Annotated in this window: 12 protein-coding genes and 1 other RNA gene; 9 read left to right on the top strand and 4 right to left on the bottom strand. The window is 59.9% G+C overall.

The features are described from left to right. Positions 1–34: 34 nt before the first annotated feature. Both xdhB and xdhA read right to left on the bottom strand, forming a co-directional pair. On the bottom strand, positions 35–2,434 hold the full coding sequence (xdhB, locus tag C7534_RS12600; RefSeq protein WP_046027034.1) for a xanthine dehydrogenase molybdopterin binding subunit: 2,400 nt from the start codon (positions 2,432–2,434) through the stop codon (positions 35–37). After that, a complete protein-coding gene (xdhA, locus tag C7534_RS12595) occupies positions 2,427–3,881 on the bottom strand; it encodes a xanthine dehydrogenase small subunit (protein ID WP_109785963.1) in 1,455 nt (484 codons plus the stop codon). The genes xdhB and xdhA overlap by 8 nt, the downstream gene beginning before the upstream one ends. Before the next feature lie 265 nt (positions 3,882–4,146). Here xdhA and C7534_RS12590 point away from each other — a divergent pair, with 265 nt between their 5' ends. The 6 genes from C7534_RS12590 to ffs all read left to right on the top strand — a co-directional run bounded on the left by C7534_RS12590 (position 4,147) and on the right by ffs (position 13,658). After that, a complete protein-coding gene (locus C7534_RS12590) occupies positions 4,147–4,806 on the top strand; it encodes a GntR family transcriptional regulator (protein ID WP_046027032.1) in 660 nt (219 codons plus the stop codon). Between the two features lie 2 nt (positions 4,807–4,808). Further along, on the top strand, positions 4,809–8,297 hold the full coding sequence (smc, locus tag C7534_RS12585) for a chromosome segregation protein SMC (RefSeq protein ID WP_109785962.1): 3,489 nt from the start codon (positions 4,809–4,811) through the stop codon (positions 8,295–8,297). Between the two features lie 258 nt (positions 8,298–8,555). Continuing rightward, positions 8,556–9,410, top strand: coding sequence for a cell division protein ZipA (gene zipA, locus C7534_RS12580; RefSeq protein ID WP_077430580.1), 855 nt, complete (start codon positions 8,556–8,558; stop codon positions 9,408–9,410). A 166-nt stretch (positions 9,411–9,576) separates the two neighbouring features. After that, on the top strand, positions 9,577–11,934 hold the full coding sequence (ligA, locus tag C7534_RS12575; RefSeq protein WP_109785961.1) for an NAD-dependent DNA ligase LigA: 2,358 nt from the start codon (positions 9,577–9,579) through the stop codon (positions 11,932–11,934). A 154-nt stretch (positions 11,935–12,088) separates the two neighbouring features. Continuing rightward, positions 12,089–13,255 (top strand): zinc-binding metallopeptidase family protein, encoded by a 1,167-nt coding sequence (locus C7534_RS12570; protein ID WP_109785960.1) that lies wholly within the window; start codon positions 12,089–12,091, stop codon positions 13,253–13,255. A 306-nt stretch (positions 13,256–13,561) separates the two neighbouring features. Next, positions 13,562–13,658, top strand: an RNA gene (gene ffs, locus C7534_RS12565) — signal recognition particle sRNA small type. Between the two features lie 183 nt (positions 13,659–13,841). Here ffs and C7534_RS12560 read toward each other — a convergent pair. Beyond that, on the bottom strand, positions 13,842–14,156 hold the full coding sequence (locus C7534_RS12560) for a helix-turn-helix domain-containing protein (RefSeq protein WP_046027027.1): 315 nt from the start codon (positions 14,154–14,156) through the stop codon (positions 13,842–13,844). Between the two features lie 302 nt (positions 14,157–14,458). On the opposite strand from C7534_RS12560, the gene C7534_RS12555 reads away from it, so the two are divergent. After that, positions 14,459–16,156, top strand: coding sequence for a putative bifunctional diguanylate cyclase/phosphodiesterase (locus C7534_RS12555; RefSeq protein ID WP_109785959.1), 1,698 nt, complete (start codon positions 14,459–14,461; stop codon positions 16,154–16,156). A gap of 123 nt (positions 16,157–16,279) precedes the next feature. On the opposite strand, the gene C7534_RS12550 is transcribed toward C7534_RS12555, so the two are convergent. Beyond that, complete coding sequence (locus C7534_RS12550; RefSeq protein ID WP_046027025.1) at positions 16,280–17,026, bottom strand: substrate-binding periplasmic protein; 747 nt, start codon at positions 17,024–17,026, stop codon at positions 16,280–16,282. Positions 17,027–17,169: 143 nt separating this feature from the next. On the opposite strand from C7534_RS12550, the gene dnaX reads away from it, so the two are divergent. Continuing rightward, positions 17,170–19,260, top strand: a complete 2,091-nt coding sequence (gene dnaX, locus C7534_RS12545) for a DNA polymerase III subunit gamma/tau (protein ID WP_109785958.1) — start codon at positions 17,170–17,172, stop codon at positions 19,258–19,260. A 67-nt stretch (positions 19,261–19,327) separates the two neighbouring features. After that, entirely contained in the window at positions 19,328–19,666 is a 339-nt protein-coding gene (locus C7534_RS12540) for a YbaB/EbfC family nucleoid-associated protein (protein ID WP_027921723.1), read from the top strand. Positions 19,667–19,683 lie beyond the last annotated feature (17 nt).

The following is a 19,683-nucleotide window of genomic DNA, read 5'->3' as shown; positions in this document are numbered from 1 at the left end:
AGCCGAGCTTGCTCGCGATGGCCGCACTGCGGTCTTAAAGCGAAGCCAACTCGGTCTCGGCCTCAACAGCCTTCACTGCCGTCAACTGGCGCATTTGCTCACAGCCCCACAACACCCGCTCCGGCGTCGCCGGTGCGTCGATTTTCGGTTGATGCTTGTAGTCACCCAGGCTCGCCACGGCGTCCTTGATCGCGCACCACGACGCAATGCCCAGCATGAACGGCGGCTCGCCCACGGCCTTGGAATGGAACACCGTGTCTTCCGGGTTCTTGCGGTTCTCCACCAGCTTCACCCGCAGGTCCAGCGGCATGTCCGCCACGGCCGGGATCTTGTAGCTGGCCGGGCCGTTGGTCATCAGTTTGCCTTTGGCATTCCAGACCAGCTCTTCCATGGTCAGCCACCCCATGCCCTGAATGAATCCGCCTTCGACCTGGCCGATGTCGATGGCCGGGTTCAGCGAGGCGCCGACGTCGTGGAGGATGTCGGTGCGCAGCATTTTGTACTCGCCGGTCAGGGTGTCGACGATCACCTCGCAGCACGCGGCGCCAAAGGCGAAGTAGTAGAACGGACGACCGCGGGCCTGACTGCGGTCGTAGTAGATTTTCGGGGTCTTGTAGAAGCCGGTACTCGACAGTGACACCTGCGCGAAATAAGCCTGCTGGATCAGCGCTTCAAACGTCAGGATGTGATCGCGAACCCGCACGTGACCGTTGTGGAATTCCACGTCTTCTTCGCTGACTTTGTACTGGCGCGCGGCAAATTCGACCAAGCGCTGCTTGATGGTTTCGGCGGCGTTCTGTGCAGCCTTGCCGTTCAGGTCGGCACCGCTGGAAGCGGCCGTCGGCGAGGTGTTTGGCACTTTGTCGGTGTTGGTCGCGGTGATCTGCACGCGGTCCATTTCCACCTGGAACACTTCGGCCACGACTTGCGCGACCTTGGTGTTCAAACCCTGGCCCATTTCGGTGCCGCCGTGGTTCAAGTGGATGCTGCCGTCGGTGTAGACGTGGATCAGCGCACCCGCCTGGTTGAGGAAGCTGGCGGTGAACGAAATGCCGAATTTGACCGGGGTCAGCGCCAGGCCTTTTTTCAGGATCGGGCTGTTGGCGTTGTAGCGACGAATCGCTTCGCGGCGTTCGGCGTACTGGCTGCTTTCTTCCAGTTCGGCGGTCATTTCTTCGAGCATGTTGTGCTCGACGGTCTGGTAGTAATGGGTGACGTTGCGCTCGGTCTTGCCGTAATAGTTGGCCTTGCGCACGGCCAGCGGATCGAGGGCCAGGTGACGGGCAATCGCGTCCATCACTTCTTCGATGGCGACCATCCCTTGCGGGCCGCCAAAGCCGCGATAGGCCGTGTTCGACGCGGTGTTGGTCTTGCAGCGGTGACCGTTGATGGTCGCATCGCCCAGGTAGTACGAGTTGTCGGAGTGGAACATCGCACGGTCGACAATCGACGCCGACAGGTCCGGCGAGCAGCCGCAGTTGCCAGCCAGTTCGAGGTTGATGCCATGCAGGCGACCGGTGCTGTCGAAGCCCACGTCGTACTCAACGTAGAACGGGTGACGCTTGCCGGTCATCAGCATGTCTTCGACACGTGGCAGGCGCATCTTGGTCGGTTGGCCGGTGAGGTGCGCGATCACGGCACACAGGCACGCAGGGCTCGCTGCCTGGGTTTCCTTGCCGCCGAAACCACCGCCCATGCGGCGCATGTCGACGACGATCTTGTTCATCGACACGTCCAGCACTTCGGCCACCAGTTTTTGCACTTCGGTGGGGTTCTGGGTCGAGCAGTAAACGATCATGCCGCCGTCTTCGGTGGGCATCACCGACGAGATCTGGGTTTCGAGGTAGAAGTGTTCCTGGCCGCCGATGTGCAGCGTGCCCTGGATGCGATGTTCAGCGGTGGCCAATGCAGTGACTGAGTCGCCGCGTTGATGGGTGTGGCTGTCGAGCACGAAGTGGCGTTTGCGCAGGGCTTCGACCACGTCCAGTACCGGCTCCAGATCTTCGTATTCGATGATTGCGGCCATCGCGGCTTTGCGCGCTGTTTCCAGGTCTTTCGCCGCGACGGCGATCACCGGTTGACCGACGAATTCCACGGTATCGATGGCCAGCAACGGGTCGCCCGGCAGCAACGGGCCGATGTCTTTCAGGCCTGGCACGTCTTCATGAGTGATGGCGATGCGCACGCCTTCGAAGGCGTAGCAGGGCGCGGTGTCGATGCTGATGATTTTCGCGTGGGCGCGGTCTGACAGGCGCGCATAGACGTGCAACTGGTTCGGAAATTCCAGGCGGTCATCGATGTACTGCGCTTCACCGGACACATGCTTGGCGGCACTGTCGTGCTTGACGCTGCGGCCGACACCGGTGGTCAGGTCCTTGGCGAACAGTTCAGCCAGTTCGGCTTGGGTCTTCTCTACAGCGTGATGATTAGACATAAGCGGTCACCCGAGTCTCGATGTGCGGTGTTTGCAGTTCGATGAAGTATTTGCGCAGCAGGTTCTGCGCGCTGAGCAGGCGGTATTCCTTGCTCGCGCGGAAGTCCGACAGCGGGGTGAAATCTTCGGCCAGTGCGGCGCAGGCGCGCTCGACGGTGGCGCTGTTGAACGGTGCACCAGCCAACATGGCTTCGCAGGTGCTGGCACGTTTCGGGATGGCCGCCATGCCGCCGAAAGCCACGCGGGCATCGGCGATCACGCCGTTTTCCACACGGATGTTGAACGCGGCACAGACCGCGGAAATATCATCGTCCAGACGCTTGGACACCTTGTAGGCGCGGAACAGTTGTTCGGCGCTGGCACGCGGCACGATGATCTTCTCGATGAACTCGCTTTCCTGGCGCGCCGTCACCCGGTAATCGATGAAGTAATCCTCCAGCGCCAGGGTGCGACGGGTTTCACCTTTGCACAGCACGATCTGCGCACCGAGGGCGATCAGCAGGGGAGGTGAGTCGCCGATGGGCGAGGCGTTGCCGATGTTGCCGCCGAGGGTGCCCTGGTTGCGGATCTGCAGGGACGCAAAGCGTTGCAGCAGTTCACCGAAATCCGGGTATTCGGCGTTCAGCGCTTCGTAGCAATCGGAGAGGGCGGTGGCGGCGCCGATTTCCAGGCGATCGTCGAAGCGCTCGATGCGCTTCATCTCGGCGACGTTGCCGACATAGATCATCACCGGCAAGGTACGGTGGAACTGCGTGACTTCCAGCGCCAGGTCCGTGCCGCCGGCCAGCAGGCGGGCTTGTGGATAAGCGTCATAGAGGTCGGCCAGGTCGGCGACAGTCAACGGCACCAGGCAGCGCTTGTCGCCACTGTTGAGTTCGCCGATGGCGGTGGGGGCGATGGCTTTCAGGCGCGCGATGGTCTCGGCTTCACGGGCGTCGAACTGATCCGGTTTTTTGCCACAGCAGGACTGTTGGGCCGCTTCCAGGATCGGTCGATAGCCGGTGCAGCGGCACAGGTTGCCGGCCAGCGCTTCGTGGGCCTTGTGCGAGTCCGGTTGATCACTGTTCTTTTGCAGGGCGAACAGCGACATGACAAAGCCGGGGGTGCAGAAGCCGCATTGCGAACCGTGGCACTCGACCATGGCTTGTTGCACGCTGTGCAGTTGGCCTTTGTGCTTGAGGTCTTCAACGCTGATCAATTGTTTGCCGTGCAGTGACGAGACGAACGTCAGGCACGAATTGAGGCTGCGATAACGAATGTGTTCGCGGCCATCGTCATCCGTTTGCAACTCGCCGACCACCACGGTGCAGGCGCCACAGTCACCGCTGGCGCAGCCTTCTTTGGTGCCGGGTTTGCCCACATGGTCGCGCAGATAATTGAGCACGGTCAGGTTTGGGTCCAGGGCGTGCTCACTACGGAGTTCCTGGTTAAGTAAAAACTGGATCACGGAAGGCCTCGCAGACTCATTATTGTTGTTAACCCACTTGAACCGAATTTAGCAGGTCTGACTTTTCGGTCAATGTTTTTCTGACTTAAAGGTCAGGAAAAAGCATTTTGTCGGTTAACACCTCATTTATTCATTATTGACCCTCGCGCACTTGCCTGCTTTTTGCTTGAATCGTGCCAAAACCGCCGAGTGGGCCCTGCGCCATGACCTATCAAGTGCGCTACACTGCGCCGCTTGTGCAGATCGATGAGTTTGAAGGACAACCATGACGTTCAAGGCGCCGGACAGCCTCGCCGAGCAAATTGCTCACCACCTCGCCGAACGCATCATTCGCGGCGAAATGAAGCCCGGGGAGCGCATTCAGGAACAGAAGGTCACGCTGGCTCTCAATGTCAGCCGCGGTTCGGTCCGCGAAGCCTTGCTGATCCTTGAGCGCCGTCACTTGATCGCGATCCTGCCGCGACGTGGCGCCCATGTGACCGAGCTCACCCCGCACAAGGTGCAGAGCCTGTGCACGCTGATGGGCGAGATGTACATCCTGCTCGCCAATGCCGTGGCCAGTGGCTGGAAAGTCCAGGCCGACCTGGCGCCGTTCGTGCAAATACAGCAGCGTTTGGCTGCCAGTTACGAACGCCAGGACATCCACACCTTCGTCGACGACAGTTTCAGCGTGATGCGCGCCACGTATCCATTTGCCAACAATCCGTATCTGCAGGAAACCGTCGAGAATCTGCAGCCAGCCATGAGCCGTGCTTACTTCCTTGCCCTGGATCAGCGCAAGGCGTCGATGAGCGAGTATCTGGAACTGTTCGAGCGCTTGCTCGCAGCCGTGATTGCCCGCGATTTTGCGCAGATCCGTGAAGTGCTGACCGCTTACGGCCAGCGCAGTTGCGATCTGGTGATCTCTGCCCTGACGGACGCCTAAGCGTGCGGCTCAAGTGCATCAAGCTGGCGGGGTTCAAATCCTTCGTCGATCCAACCACGGTGAACTTCCCCAGTAACATGGCGGCAGTCGTCGGGCCGAACGGTTGCGGCAAGTCCAACATCATCGACGCCGTACGCTGGGTGATGGGCGAGAGTTCGGCGAAGAACTTGCGCGGCGAGTCGATGACCGACGTCATCTTCAACGGTTCGACCAGCCGCAAACCGGTGAGCCAGGCGAGTATCGAACTGGTGTTCGATAACTCCGACGGCACCCTGCTCGGCGAATACGCCGCCTATGCGGAAATTTCCATTCGCCGCAAAGTGACGCGCGACAGCCAGACCACCTATTACCTCAACGGCACCAAATGCCGGCGTCGCGACATCACCGACATCTTCCTCGGCACCGGCCTGGGCCCGCGCAGCTATTCGATTATCGAGCAGGGGATGATCTCCAAGCTGATCGAATCCAAGCCCGAAGACCTGCGCAACTTTATTGAAGAAGCGGCAGGCATCTCCAAGTACAAGGAGCGCCGGCGCGAAACTGAAAACCGCATCCGTCGCACTCACGAAAACCTCGCACGCCTGACTGACCTGCGCGAAGAGCTGGAGCGACAGCTCGAACGCCTGCACCGCCAGGCCGAGGCCGCGAAGAAGTATCAGGAATACAAAGGCGAAGAGCGTCAGCTCAAGGCCCAGTTGTCAGCCTTGCGCTGGCAGGCGCTGAACGAGCAGGTCGGTCAGCGTGAAGCGGTGATCGGCAACCAGGAAGTTACCTTCGAAGCATTGGTCGCCGAGCAACGCAATGCCGATGCGAGCATCGAACGCTTTCGCGACGGGCACCATGACCTGTCTGAACGCTTCAATCTGGTGCAGGGACGTTTCTATTCGGTCGGCGGCGATATCGCCCGGGTCGAGCAGAGCATCCAGCACGGCCAACAGCGTCTGCGTCAGCTGCAAGACGATTTGAAGGAGGCCGAGCGCGCGCGTCTGGAAACCGAATCTCACCTGGGCCACGACCGCACGCTGCTGCTGACCCTGGGCGAAGAGCTCGACCTGCTCGCCCCGGAACAGGAAGTCACCAGCGCCGCCGCCGAAGAGGCCGCCGCCGCGCTGGAAGAATCTGAAACCACCATGCACGGCTGGCAGGAGCAGTGGGACACGTTCAACCTCACTGCCGCCGAGCCGCGTCGCCAATCCGAAGTGCAGCAGTCACGCATCCAGCAGCTGGAAACCAGCCTGGAGCGTTTGGCCGACCGCCAGAAGCGGCTGGGCGAAGAGCGTGCGTTGCTCTCGGCGGACCCGGAAGATGCGGCGATCATGGAGCTCAGCGAGCAGCTGGCGGCCAGTGAAGCCACGCTTGAAGATTTGCAGGCCAGTGAAGAGGCTCAGGTCGAACGCCTTGAGCAACTGCGTCAAGAGTTGCAATTGGCCCTGCACAATCAGCAACAGGCTCAAGGCGATTTGCAGCGCCTCAACGGTCGACTGGCCTCCCTTGAAGCCTTGCAGCAGGCCGCGCTCGATCCGGGCACCGGCACCGCCGAATGGTTGCGCGAACAGCACCTGGCGGATCGCCCGCGCTTGGCCGAAGGCCTTAAGGTAGAAGCAGGTTGGGAGCTGGCGGTGGAAACCGTGCTGGGCGCCGACCTGCAAGCCGTGCTGGTGGACGACTTTGGCGACTTCGATCTGGCGGGTTTCGCCCAAGGCGATTTGCGCTTGCTCAGCCCGGCCACCGACGGCGTGCGCGTACCGGGCAGTTTGCTCGACAAGGTCGAGGCGCGAATTGATTTGTCGCCGTGGCTGGGGCAGGTCAAACCGGTCGATAGCCTCGAACAGGCACTGGCACTGCGCGGTCAATTGAGCGCCGGGCAGAGCCTGATCAGCCGTGATGGCTACTGGGTCGGCCGACACTTTTTACGCGTACGCCGGGCCAGCGAAGCGGAAAGCGGTGTGCTGGCGCGAGGGCAGGAAATCCAGCGCCTGACCGAGGAACGCGAAGAACGCGAAGCCACGGTCGAAACACTGGAAACCCAACTTCAAAATCTGCGGGCGCAACAGCGTCAGCAGGAAAACGGGCGCGAGCATTTGCGTCGTCTGCTGCAAGACGAAGCGCGTCAGCAAGGCGAATTGAAAGCGCAACTGTCTGCCGGCAAAGCCAAGGTCGAACAACTGACGTTGCGGCGCACACGTCTGGACGAAGAGCTGGCCGAGCTGAGTGAGCAGCGTGCGCTGGAGCACGAGAATATCGGTGAGGCGCGCCTGCAATTGCAGGAAGCCCTTGACGCCATGGCGCTGGACACCGAACAGCGCGAGTTGCTGCTGGCCCAGCGCGACAGCCTGCGCGAGCGACTGGATCGGGTGCGTCAGGAAGCCCGGCAGCACAAGGATCACGCGCATCAATTGGCCGTGCGCCTCGGTTCGCTCAAGGCGCAACACGACTCGACGCGTCAGGCGCTGGAGCGCCTGGAAATGCAATCCGAGCGCCTGACCGAAAAACGCGAACAACTCAACCTGAACCTGGAAGAGGGCGAGGCGCCCCTGGAAGAGTTGCGGTTGAAACTGGAAGAGTTGCTCGACAAGCGCATGACCGTCGACGAAGAACTCAAGACCGCGCAGATCGCCCTGGAAGACACCGACCGCGAACTGCGCGATGCCGAAAAGCGGCGTAATCAGGCCGAGCAGCAATCGCAATTGATTCGCGGGCAAATGGAAGGCCAGCGCATGGAATGGCAAGCCCTGACCGTGCGCCGCAAGGCCCTTGAAGAGCAGTTGCTGGAAGACGGCTACGACCTTCACGGTGTGCTCGCCACGCTGACGGCCGAGGCCAACGAGAAGGATGCCGAAGAAGAACTCGAACGCATTGCCGCGCGTATTTCGCGTCTCGGTGCGATCAACCTCGCGGCCATCGACGAATACCAGCAACAATCGGAGCGTAAACGTTATCTGGATGCGCAGAACGATGATCTGGTGGAGGCGCTGGACACGCTCGAGAACGTGATTCGCAAGATCGACAAGGAAACCCGTAACCGCTTCAAAGATACCTTTGATCAGATCAATGGCGGTTTACAGGCGCTTTTCCCAAAAGTTTTCGGTGGAGGTCGCGCGTATTTGGAACTGACGGGCGAAGATCTACTCGATACAGGGGTAACGATCATGGCGCAGCCGCCAGGGAAGAAGAACAGCACCATCCATTTGCTCTCCGGTGGCGAAAAAGCGCTGACGGCATTGGCTCTGGTTTTTGCGATCTTCAAGTTGAACCCGGCGCCGTTCTGCATGCTCGATGAAGTTGACGCACCACTGGATGACGCTAACGTTGGACGCTACGCACGGCTGGTAAAGGAAATGTCACAGACGGTGCAGTTCATCTACATCACCCACAACAAGATCGCCATGGAAATGGCTGAACAACTGATGGGTGTGACGATGCATGAACCGGGTTGCTCACGTCTGGTGGCGGTGGATGTCGAGGAGGCGATGGCGATGGTGGATGCCTGAGTTGGCGTCTGTAGGGCAGGTATTACAAGGCTGTAGGATGTTTTTACTTGCCCTGACTTGCTGGCCAATCGACATATTCGCTAAAGCCACTGTGACAGACGGTGTAAAGTTGCCTTTGGTCGTGCTAGTTTAATGTCAATTTTTCGTATACGTGGGCAAAACGCCTGTCAGAACATAGAGTTGGCGCCACGTTTTAAAGCGGTTTACAGGTTGTAAACCCCTTATTTTTCAGCATTTTTTATAGAGGCACGGGATTACATGGAAATCGGTCTGCGCGAGTGGCTGATCGTCATCGGCATTATTGTCATTGCCGGTATTCTTTTTGATGGCTGGCGCCGTATGCGCGGTGGCAAGGGAAAACTGAAATTCCGTCTTGACCGAAGTTTGTCCAATCTGCCGGACGAGGACACCAGCGCCGAGCTGTTGGGCCCGCCGCGCGTGCTGGACAACCACAAAGAACCACAACTGGACGAGCACGATCTGCCGTCGGTGAGCATGCCTGCCCGTGAGCCCCGCGAATCGGGTTCCAAGCGTGGCAAGCGCGGCCATGGCGAGCCGTCGCAAGGCGACATGAACCTCAGCCTGGATCTGGACGGCGGCCCGAGCTTCAGCAGCCGTGACGACGATTTCCCGGATGACACCAAGGCCTCGCCAGCGGTCAGCGAAAAAGATCAGCCGCAAGCGGAAGAAGTGTTGGTGATCAGCGTAATTTGCCGTGACGCTGCCGGTTTCAAAGGCCCGGCGCTGCTGCAGAACATTCTGGAAAGCGGTTTGCGTTTCGGTGAAATGGACATCTTCCACCGTCACGAAAGCATGGCCGGCAATGGCGAGGTGCTGTTCTCAATGGCCAATGCGGTCAAGCCGGGCGTCTTTGATCTGGATGACATCGATCATTTCAGCACCCCCGCGGTGAGCTTCTTCCTCGGTCTGCCAGGCCCGCGTCATCCCAAGCAGGCCTTCGATGTGATGGTGGCCGCGGCGCGCAAACTGTCCCAGGAACTGAACGGCGAACTGAAAGACGACCAGCGCAGTGTGCTGACCGCCCAGACGATTGAGCACTACCGTCAGCGCATCGTTGAATTCGAGCGTCGCGCCCTGACCCAGAAGCGTTGAAATTGACAACGTATGGGGGACTGCGCCGCGTCTCCCGTACCCTGTAGGAGCCGAGCTTGCTCGCGATGGCGATCTCAAAGACGCCATCGCCGGCAAGCCGTGTTCCTACAATGATTTAACAGATTGAGCAGCCTCGGCTGCTCTTTTGCTTTATGAGAGAACACCCATGATCGCCGCCAAAAACCGCATTCTAGAGCTGCGCGCTGAGCTGGATCAGCACAATTACCGTTACCACGTGCTGGACGAGCCCAGTATTCCGGACGCTGAATACGACCGCTTGTTCCACGAGCTCAAAGCCCTTGAAGCGGACCATCCCGAACTGATCACCAGCGATTCGCCGACCCAGCGCGTGGGCAGCGCCGCGTTGTCTGCGTTCACGCAAGTGCGTCACGAAGTACCGATGCTCAGCCTTGGCAACGCCTTCGAAGAAACCGACATGCGCGAGTTCGATCGCCGGGTGACAGAAGGCCTGGATCTACCGGTCGGCGATCTGTTTGGTGGCGGCGCGGCGGTGGAATACAGCTGCGAGCCGAAGCTCGATGGCCTGGCGGTCAGCTTGCTGTATCAGGACGGCGTGCTGGTACGCGGCGCGACGCGCGGTGACGGCACCACTGGCGAAGACATCAGCATCAACGTGCGCACCGTGCGCAACATTCCGCTCAAGCTGCACGGCACTGGCTGGCCAGCGACCCTGGAAGTGCGCGGCGAAGTGTTCATGTCCAAGGCCGGTTTCGAACGGCTCAATGCCACGCAGCTGGAAGTCGGCGGCAAGACCTTCGCTAACCCGCGTAACGCCGCCGCCGGTAGCTTGCGCCAGCTGGATTCCAAGATCACCGCCAACCGCCCGCTGGAGTTCTGCTGCTACGGCATCGGCCAGATTTCGGCGGACATCGCCGACACGCACATCGGCAATCTCAAGCAACTCCAGGTGTGGGGCATGCCGATCAGCCACGAGCTGAAACTGGCGCACGGCATCGACGAATGCCTGGATTACTACCGCGACATCGGCGAGCGCCGCAACGCCCTGGCGTATGAGATCGACGGCGTGGTGTTCAAGGTCAACAGCATCGCCTCGCAGCGTGAGCTGGGCTTCCGCGCTCGCGAGCCGCGCTGGGCGATCGCGCACAAATTCCCGGCCATGGAAGAACTCACCGAGTTGCTCGACGTGGAATTTCAGGTCGGTCGTACCGGCGCTGTCACGCCGGTGGCGCGCTTGAAACCGGTCAAGGTGGCCGGCGTCACCGTGGCCAATGCGACGCTGCACAACATGGACGAAGTCGCGCGTTTGGGCCTGATGATCGGCGACACGGTGATCATCCGTCGCGCCGGAGATGTGATTCCCCAAGTGGTGCAAGTGGTGCTCGAGCGCCGTCCGGAAAATGCCCGGCCGGTGCAGATTCCCGAACAGTGCCCGGTGTGCGGCTCACACGTCGAGCGCACGCAATTGGTCAAGCGCAGTAAAGGTCGCGAGACCGTCAGCGAAGGCGCGGTGTACCGTTGCGTCGGTCGTCTGGCCTGCGGGGCGCAGCTCAAGCAGGCGATCATTCACTTCGTTTCCCGTCGCGCGATGGACATCGAAGGCCTGGGTGACAAGAGCGTCGAGCAACTGGTCGACGAAGGCCTGGTCAGTTCGCCAGCCGATCTGTATGCCCTGAAGTTCGACGACATCGTCGACCTGGAAGGTTTTGCCGAACTGTCGAGCAACAAACTGCTGAGCGCCATCGAGGACAGCAAGAAGCCGAGCCTGGCGCGCTTTATCTATGCACTCGGGATTCCTGATGTCGGTGAGGAGACGGCCAAGGTGCTGGCGCGCTCTCTCGGTTCGCTGGAGCGGGTTCAGCAGGCGTTGCCGCAAGTGCTCACGTACTTGCCGGATGTCGGCCTGGAAGTGGCGTATGAGATCCACAGTTTCTTTGAAGATGCGCACAACCAGCAGGTGATCGCGGAACTGCTCAAGCACGGCCTGCAGATTCAGGATCAGGGCGAGCTCGGTGCTGAGTTTGCCGCGAGTACCACGCTGGGCGGCTTCCTCGACAAGTTGCACATTCCGTCGGTGGGGCCGGGCGGGGCACAGAAGCTGGCGGACAAGTTTGGGTCGCTGGAAACGGTGATGAGCGCTGACTGGCTGGACATGCGTCAGGCGCTGCCAGAGAAGCAGGCCAATTCAGTTCGCGAGTTTTTTGCCGTTGAAGACAATCGCCAGCTTGCGCAGGCGGCCGAGCAGCAGTTGCGCGATTTCGGCATGCACTGGCTGAGCGAGAAGAAAGTCGTCGAAGGCTTGCCACTGGCTGGGCAGACCTGGGTGCTGACCGGTTCGCTGGAGTTGATGAGTCGCGACATCGCCAAGGACAAACTTGAAAGCCTCGGTGCCAAGGTGGCGGGCTCGGTGTCGGCCAAGACCCACTGCGTGGTGGCCGGGCCGGGCGCCGGTTCGAAGCTGGCCAAGGCCAATGAGTTGGGTTTGAAAGTGCTGGATGAAGAAGCGTTTGTCGAATTCCTGAAACAATACGGTATTTCTGTTTAGTCGATCGTTCCCACGCTCCGCGTGGTAGCGCATCCCGTGACGCTTTGCGTCACAGCGGACGCGGAGCGTCCGGGGCGACATTCCCACGCAGAACGTGGGAACGATCTTCGCGCGACAATGATCTAGTCTTGGCAAGCCCCAGGGAGAGATCGCCATGTACCGCTTCTTTGAACAGCTCAGCTCGCGTATCGCCGCGCCTTTCATGGGTGAAAGCGCGCGCAACAGCAAGGTCTGGCAGTGTCGATGCGGGCAGTCGCTGTTCTTTCGCAACAGCCAGTGCCTGGCTTGTTCGGCGGCGCTCGGTTATCAGCCCGAGCAGGGGCGTCTGTCGTCGCTGCAACCGGGTTTACAGGCGGATACCTGGCTGGTCGACGCCGACCCGCAAGCCGGTGTGTTTCGCCGCTGCGCCAATCTCGACTCCGCGGCCGCATGTAATTGGCTGCTCCCGGCCAACGACCACGATGCGCTATGCATTGCTTGCAGCCTGAATCACACCATCCCGGACCTGTCGATTACCGAAAACCACGAACGCTGGCGCAAGGTGGAAACGGCCAAGAGGCGCCTGGTCGCGCAGTTGCTCGACTTGGGTTTGCAGGTAACTGCCAAAACGGTCGACGAGCAAAGCGGTCTGGCGTTTGATTTCGTCGGTATCGACCTCGAAGGCAAGCTGCCGACCACGGGTCACGCCAATGGCCTGATCACCCTCGACATCAAAGAAGCCGATGACGCCCACCGTGAGCAGGTCCGTGTGCAAATGCACGAGCCGTATCGCACGTTGCTCGGGCATTTTCGCCACGAAGTCGGGCATTATTACTGGGATCGGCTGATCGCCAAAAGCCATTGGCTGGAACCCTTTCGCGGGCTGTTCGGGGACGAGCGCGCCAGTTACGCAGCGGCGCTGGAGCGGCATTACCAGCAAGGTGCGCCGCAGGACTGGCAGCAACAGTGTGTCAGTGCTTACGCGACCATGCACCCTTGGGAAGACTGGGCGGAAACCTGGGCGCATTACCTGCACATGATGGATGCGGTGGACACCGCTCTGGGATTCGGCATGAGTGCGCGGGAAATGGATCTTGATTACCAGCCATTTCCCCTAAGCACACTCTACGATCCACAGCATCCCGGCGGTGGGGCGTTCCTGTCGTTCGTCAATGCATGGATCGAACTGGCCGGCATGCTCAATGAGCTTTCGCGCAGCATGGGGCAGCCGGATTTCTATCCGTTCGTGTTGCCACCGGCGGTGATCGCCAAGCTGCATTTTATTCACTTGGTGATCCAGCAAGAGGGCGGCAGGGCGGATGAGGTGATGCAGGAGCTATGACGATCGCTCAATTGGACGTCCGCTTGTAGCAGCTGTCGAACCCGCGAGGCTGCGTCCGGCTGCGAAGCAGTCGCCTGTTGGGTGATCGTGGTTTATCTGAAAAACCGCGCCCTCTGATTTTACGTCTGCTTCGCAGCCGGACGCAGCCTCGCGGGCTCGGCAGCTGCTACAGACAGCGGTGTTTCAGAGGCATTGCATGTCCTTGAAGCGGCTCATATTTTTTAATCCGCACCAACGGTTGTAACTTCGTCTCAGATAGGTACAATGGCGCGGCTCGCCGTCAGGTGAGCGTCGTTATGGTGACCCCATCGGTCCCCCCGCAACGATTACCCGTGAACCTGGTCAGAGCCGGAAGGCAGCAGCCACAGCGGGAACATTGTGTGCCGGGGTGTGGCTGGTGGGGTTACCACCTTAACGCCACGCGAGCCCTCTCTCGCGTTATCGGTTTGAAAATACTTATTTGTCTTCTCTGCCATGGATCACGTCCAGGGCGGTGTTTCGTCGTTTCCGATTTTCGGAGCGCACAATAAAAAAGGAGGCCGACCTGTCGCATCAGACAAGTCGGCCTCCTTTTGTCATTTATGCACTAAGGCTTGGACAAGGCCTGGTCAACCGCTGCAATCAGCTTTCCCAGTTCCTTCGGGGTGGCTTTGTGTATGACGCCGAACAGATACGCCCGCTGCTCATCTTCATCGCCCAGGTCTGCGAAAAAAGCGGCCAGCTTCACACCCAGCACGTCGGCAAGCAGGAACAACGCTTCCACGCTGGGGGTATAGGTGCCCGTTTCAAAGCGGCTGATGGTTTTGGGGTCAAAGCCGGTCTTTTCACCGAGTTCAGCCTGAGTAAGCCCCGCGACCTTGCGGTAGCGTCGGATGGCTGGACCCAAACTTGAAATTTGCATTGCTCAATTCCAATTTAGAATCAAGAACTTAACGATAGATTTTTACATTAGACAACAGCATGTTTCATCACCTTGTCTTGCAAAATGTGATGCGTTTCGTAGAATTGCCACCCTTGAGCGGCATTGGGTGACGCCATTCCGGAGATTGGGCGATGTGAAGCTGTCAGCATTGCGCTCCCTCGTCAGACTTGCACGAGGTTTTTCGCCTGATTGATCTGCGGTTCTGCGGGAACCATCGCCTACGGGTCTCGGGATGAAACGTGTTTGCGCCACCCCTCCGCCAGCGACAACGAGCCTGATTCATGGATGATAAATACCGAAGGGCCGTGGATGCCGCCGCCATTTTTTCCGAGACGGATCTGGAAGGCCGGATCACCTACGTCAATGACCAATTCTGTGACGTGTCTGGCTATAGCCGTGAAGAGCTGATCGGCCAGAATCATCGTCTCCTCAATTCCGGCCAACATCCCACCGATTTCTTTTCTGCCATGTGGCGCACCATTGCGTTGGGCGGTGTGTGGAAGGGGGAAATCTGCAATCGCGCCAAGGACGGCAGCCTTTACTGGGTCGACAGCACCATGGTGCCGGTGCTCGACGATGCCACCGGACGGGTCGATCGATACCTGTCGATTCGGTTCGACATCAGTGAAAAGCGCGAGTTGCTGCACGTCTTGCAATGGCGGGTAGGGCATGACGCGCTGACCGGATTGCCCAATCGAGCGTATCTCTCGGACCTTTTGGATCAGGCACTGGCGATGTCCCGACAGGAAGACATCCCGTTGGCGGTGTGCATGCTTGATCTCGACGGTTTTAAGGCGGTCAACGATGGCTACGGTCATGCCAGCGGCGATGTGTTGCTGGTCGAGGTGGCCCGGCGTTTGCGCGACATCGTGCGCGGCGAGGATGTGGTGGCGCGATTGGCCGGCGACGAGTTTGTGCTGGTGCTGCGTCATATTCGCGATCTACCGCAATTGCGTGCGGCGTTGAACCGGGTGCTGGGGGCGGTTTCGGCGCCGTACTCGCTGCACGGCAAGGACATCCATGTGTTCGCCAGCATTGGTGTCACGCTGTTTCCCCTCGATAACGAAAACGCCGAAACCCTGTTGCGTCATGCCGATCAGGCCATGTACGTGGCGAAGCAGCGTGGACGCAACCGTTTTCATCTGTTTGATGTGTCCCGGGATCGTGAGATCAAGGCAACTCACCAGACTGTCCAGCGCATGCGTCAGGCGCTGACGGCCGGTGAGTTGCGCCTGCATTTCCAGCCCAAGGTCAACATGCGGTTGGGCGAGGTGGTCGGTTTCGAGGCGCTGTTGCGTTGGGACCATCCACAAAACGGCATGCTGCGGGCCAGGGATTTCCTGCCGCCGGTAGAAGAGACGGACCTGATCATCGACATCGGCGAATGGGTGATGGATCAGGTCCTGTTGCAGCTGCATCGCTGGCAGCAGATGGGGCAGAGCTGGCCGATCAGCGTCAATGTCGCGGCACGGCATTTTCAGCGAGCGGATTTTGTTGAGCGGCTCAAACAGGTGCTGGCAAGGCATGCCCACGTTCCCCCGCAGATGCTTGACCTGGAAGTCGTCGAGTCAGTCGCCGTTGAGAACATTCATCATGTCACGGCATGTTTGCAGGCCTGTCAGGCGCTGGGGGTGCAGTTTTCACTGGGTGACTTTGGCACTGGTTATTCGTCGCTGAGCTACATCAAGCGTTTGCGCACGCAAACGATCAAGATCGACAAGTCGTTCATTCGCGACATGCTTGATGACCGCGATGATCTGGCGCTGACCACTGCCGTGATCGGGCTGGCCCGGGCGTTTGGCCGACGAGTGATCGCCGAGGGGGTGGAAAGCGTTGAGCACGGTGAATTGCTGTTGCAAATGGGCTGCGAGATCGCCCAAGGGTATTTCATCGCCCGACCCATGCCAGCCGAAGAGGTGCCTGGCTGGGTCGCGACGTTTGTTGCGCCGGCGCAATGGCGGCTGGTGACGTCCCTGTAGCAGCTGGCGAAGCCTGCGTCCGACTGCGCAGCAGTCGTAAAATCAGGCGACGCAGTTTTCCAGATGTACCGTGGATACAGGATTTACGACTACTGCGCAGTCGGACGCAGGCTTCGCCAGCTGCTACAGGCTTGCGGGGGTGCCAATATACAGACGAATGTAGTCATCGATTTCCCCCGACATTTTCATTCGCAACAAGGTGCGAAGAATTCGTTGCACCGGCACCTTGGGGTCATTGCGTATGTAGCAACCGACACGTTGTTCCTGCACCACGGCCACTGCTTTGAGCTGCCGCTCGGGCAGCAGGCGCTGATTGAACCAATCCAGTGTCCATTGATTGCTCACGGCATAGCGATAGCGCCCGGCGTTGAGTTTTTCCAGCACTTGTTCCTGATTGCGCGCGTCTTCGCGGTGCAGGCGATCGGCATCAAACAATGGTTGCAGCGTCGGATAGGTATAGCCCAGCACTGTGCCGATGGGTTGGCGTGACAAATTTGCAGGCAGCACGGAGGCGGGAGGGTCTTGCTGGCTGGTCAGCACGTCGCGTTGAAACCACAGCGGAATGCTCCAGATGTAGTCGCCGGACTGATTCGGAAGCCAGGACTGCGCGGCGTAGCAGCGGATATCAACGTCGCCATGCTCCATGGCGCCTTGTACACGTGCCCGAGGCATTACATGAAACTCGGCGGGTACCCCGACCTGGGTGGCGAGGCTGAGCATCACGTCATACAGGATGCCCTGGGTCGGGCGGCCGTGATCCAGTTGCACCATTGGCATGGCCCAACTGTCGGGGATGACAAAACGCAGCGGCGTTTCGGCGGCGGCGACGTTCAGACTTATCCACAGCAATGCCCCCAAGGCACAACGCATAAACGCTCCGGTACAACTGAAACCCGAGCCGATTAAAGACCCAAACGCGCAGCTTAGCCAGATTAGACGAGCACACCGGATGCAATTTTGGCCTTGCTCCGCTAGCATTAGCCGCTTCTGTTCCTTAGTTGCGACGGTTTTCGATGAGTTATCAGGTTCTTGCACGTAAATGGCGTCCGCGCTCGTTCCGCGAAATGGTCGGCCAGACCCATGTGCTCAAGGCTCTGATCAATGCCTTGGACAGCCAGCGGCTGCACCACGCCTACTTGTTTACCGGTACGCGGGGGGTCGGCAAGACCACCATCGCACGCATCATCGCCAAATGCCTGAACTGTGAAACAGGTATCACGTCGACACCGTGTGGCGAGTGCTCGGTGTGCCGCGAAATCGATGAGGGGCGCTTTGTCGACCTGATCGAGATCGACGCCGCGAGCCGGACCAAGGTCGAAGACACCCGCGAACTGCTCGACAACGTGCAATACGCCCCAAGCCGCGGGCGCTTCAAGGTCTACCTGATCGACGAAGTGCACATGCTCTCCAGCCATTCCTTTAATGCGCTGTTGAAAACCCTCGAAGAGCCGCCGCCCTATGTCAAGTTCATCCTGGCGACGACCGATCCGCAGAAACTTCCTGCAACCATTCTGTCGCGGTGCCTGCAATTCTCCCTGAAGAACATGACGCCGGAACGTGTGGTCGAGCATTTGACCCACGTGCTGGGTGTCGAGAACGTGCCGTTCGAAGATGATGCACTGTGGTTGCTGGGCCGTGCCGCCGATGGCTCGATGCGCGATGCCATGAGCCTCACCGACCAGGCCATTGCCTTTGGTGAAGGCAAGGTCATGGCCGCCGACGTGCGGGCGATGCTCGGCACGCTGGATCACGGCCAGGTCTACGACGTTTTGCATGCGTTGATCGAAGGTGACGCCAAGGCGTTGCTCGAAGGTGTCCGTCATTTGGCTGAACAAGGCCCGGACTGGAACGGCGTGCTCTCGGAAATTCTCAACGTGCTGCACCGTGTTGCCATCGCCCAGGCCTTGCCTGAAGGTGTCGACAACGGTCACGGCGACCGTGACCGGGTGCTGGCGCTGGCCCAGGCATTGCCGGCCGAAGACGTACAGTTTTACTACCAGATGGGCCTGATCGGCCGTCGCGATTTGCCGCTGGCCCCCGACCCGCGTGGCGGCTTCGAAATGGTCTTGCTGCGCATGCTCGCCTTCCGCCCGGCAGACACCGCCGACGCCCCGAGGCAACCGCTAAAGCCAGTGGGGATCAGCCAGGCCACAGTTGATTCCGCAAATTCAGTGGCTGCCGCGCCGGTTGTTGCGCCGGTAGTCGCTGCGGCAGTAGCACCTGTTATGCCTTCGCCTGCGCCAGTCGCGGCCGTTGTTGCGCCCGCTCCAGCACCCGTGCCTGAGCCGGTTGCACCCGTTGTGGTGCCCGAGCCAGTCGTTGCGCCGGTGGCGGTCGAAGCCGTCGTCGACCTGCCGTGGAATGATCCGGTCGAGCCTGAAGTTGTCCAGCAACCGGCCGTCGAGCCAGTTCTGGAAACTACTGGCGAGCAGCCGGATTTGCCACCGATGCCGTTGCCGACGCCGGACGGCGTGGTGCCGGATGCGCAGGAATGGGCCGCTGCGCCCATCCCGGAACCTTCCGTGGCCCAAGTCGATGCCGCCACGCCGGGCATGGACCTGGACGACGAGCCGCCGCTGGACGAGGATTACATCGAGCCGGACATGGATTCGGCCTACAGTTATCTCGATGAGCTGGCGAGCGAACATACCGCCGAACCCGCGCCGGAACCGGAGCCGGAACCCGCTGCAATGCCGGCCACGGGCCTGGCGCTGCAATGGCTGGAGCTGTTCCCGAAACTGCCGATCTCCGGCATGACGGGCAGCATCGCCGCCAACTGCACACTGATATCCGTCGAGGGCGATCACTGGCTGATGCACCTGGACCCGGCCCACAGCGCCTTGTTCAACGCGACCCAGCAGCGTCGTCTCAACGATGCACTGAACCAGTTTCACGGGCGCACACTGACCCTGACCATGGAACTGATCAAGCCGGAACAGGAAACCCCGGCCCAGGCCGCGTCCAGGCGCCGTGCCAACCGTCAGCGCGAAGCCGAAGAGTCGATCCACGGTGATCCGTTCATCCAGCAAATGATGCAGCAGTTCGGTGCGGTGATCCGTAACGATACTATTGAACCTGTCGACGCTCTGGTCAGTCAGGGCTAATAACTGAAGGCGTTCGGTCACATGGGCCGGGCGCTGTTTTAATCCAAGTACTTTCGAGGTGATTCCCATGATGAAAGGTGGCATGGCCGGCCTGATGAAGCAGGCGCAGCAGATGCAGGAAAAAATGGCCAAGATGCAGGAAGAATTGGCCAATGCTGAAGTCATCGGTAAAGCCGGCGGCGATATGGTCACCGTGGTCATGACCGGTCGTCATGACGTCAAGAGCGTGACCATCGACCCAAGCCTGGTCGAAGGCCTGAGCGAAGACGACAAGGAAATGCTGGAAGCGGTCGTTGCCGCCGCCGTCAACGACGCTGTGCGCAAGATCGAAGCCAACAGCCAGGACAAAATGTCCGGCATGACCGCTGGCATGCAATTGCCGCCGGGCATGAAGCTGCCATTCTGATTCGCTAAAGCGCGTCG

This window comes from Pseudomonas sp. OV226 (assembly GCF_003148705.1).
Classification (GTDB): Bacteria; Pseudomonadota; Gammaproteobacteria; order Pseudomonadales; family Pseudomonadaceae; genus Aquipseudomonas.
Note: the sequence above shows the minus strand (reverse complement) of the source record. Positions and strands in the feature narration are given on the sequence as shown.

Excerpts from the sequence above, each read along its gene's own strand:
- C7534_RS12540 (WP_027921723.1), top strand. The coding sequence starts at position 19,328 with ATGATGAAAGGTGGCATGGCCGGCCTGATGAAGCAGGCGCAGCAGATG.
- ligA (WP_109785961.1), top strand. The coding sequence starts at position 9,577 with ATGATCGCCGCCAAAAACCGCATTCTAGAGCTGCGCGCTGAGCTGGAT.
- C7534_RS12560 (WP_046027027.1), bottom strand. The coding sequence starts at position 14,156 with ATGCAAATTTCAAGTTTGGGTCCAGCCATCCGACGCTACCGCAAGGTC.
- C7534_RS12555 (WP_109785959.1), top strand. The coding sequence starts at position 14,459 with ATGGATGATAAATACCGAAGGGCCGTGGATGCCGCCGCCATTTTTTCC.
- dnaX (WP_109785958.1), top strand. The coding sequence starts at position 17,170 with ATGAGTTATCAGGTTCTTGCACGTAAATGGCGTCCGCGCTCGTTCCGC.
- C7534_RS12550 (WP_046027025.1), bottom strand. The coding sequence starts at position 17,026 with ATGCGTTGTGCCTTGGGGGCATTGCTGTGGATAAGTCTGAACGTCGCC.
- C7534_RS12590 (WP_046027032.1), top strand. The coding sequence starts at position 4,147 with ATGACGTTCAAGGCGCCGGACAGCCTCGCCGAGCAAATTGCTCACCAC.
- xdhB (WP_046027034.1), bottom strand. The coding sequence starts at position 2,434 with ATGTCTAATCATCACGCTGTAGAGAAGACCCAAGCCGAACTGGCTGAA.
- zipA (WP_077430580.1), top strand. The coding sequence starts at position 8,556 with ATGGAAATCGGTCTGCGCGAGTGGCTGATCGTCATCGGCATTATTGTC.
- C7534_RS12570 (WP_109785960.1), top strand. The coding sequence starts at position 12,089 with ATGTACCGCTTCTTTGAACAGCTCAGCTCGCGTATCGCCGCGCCTTTC.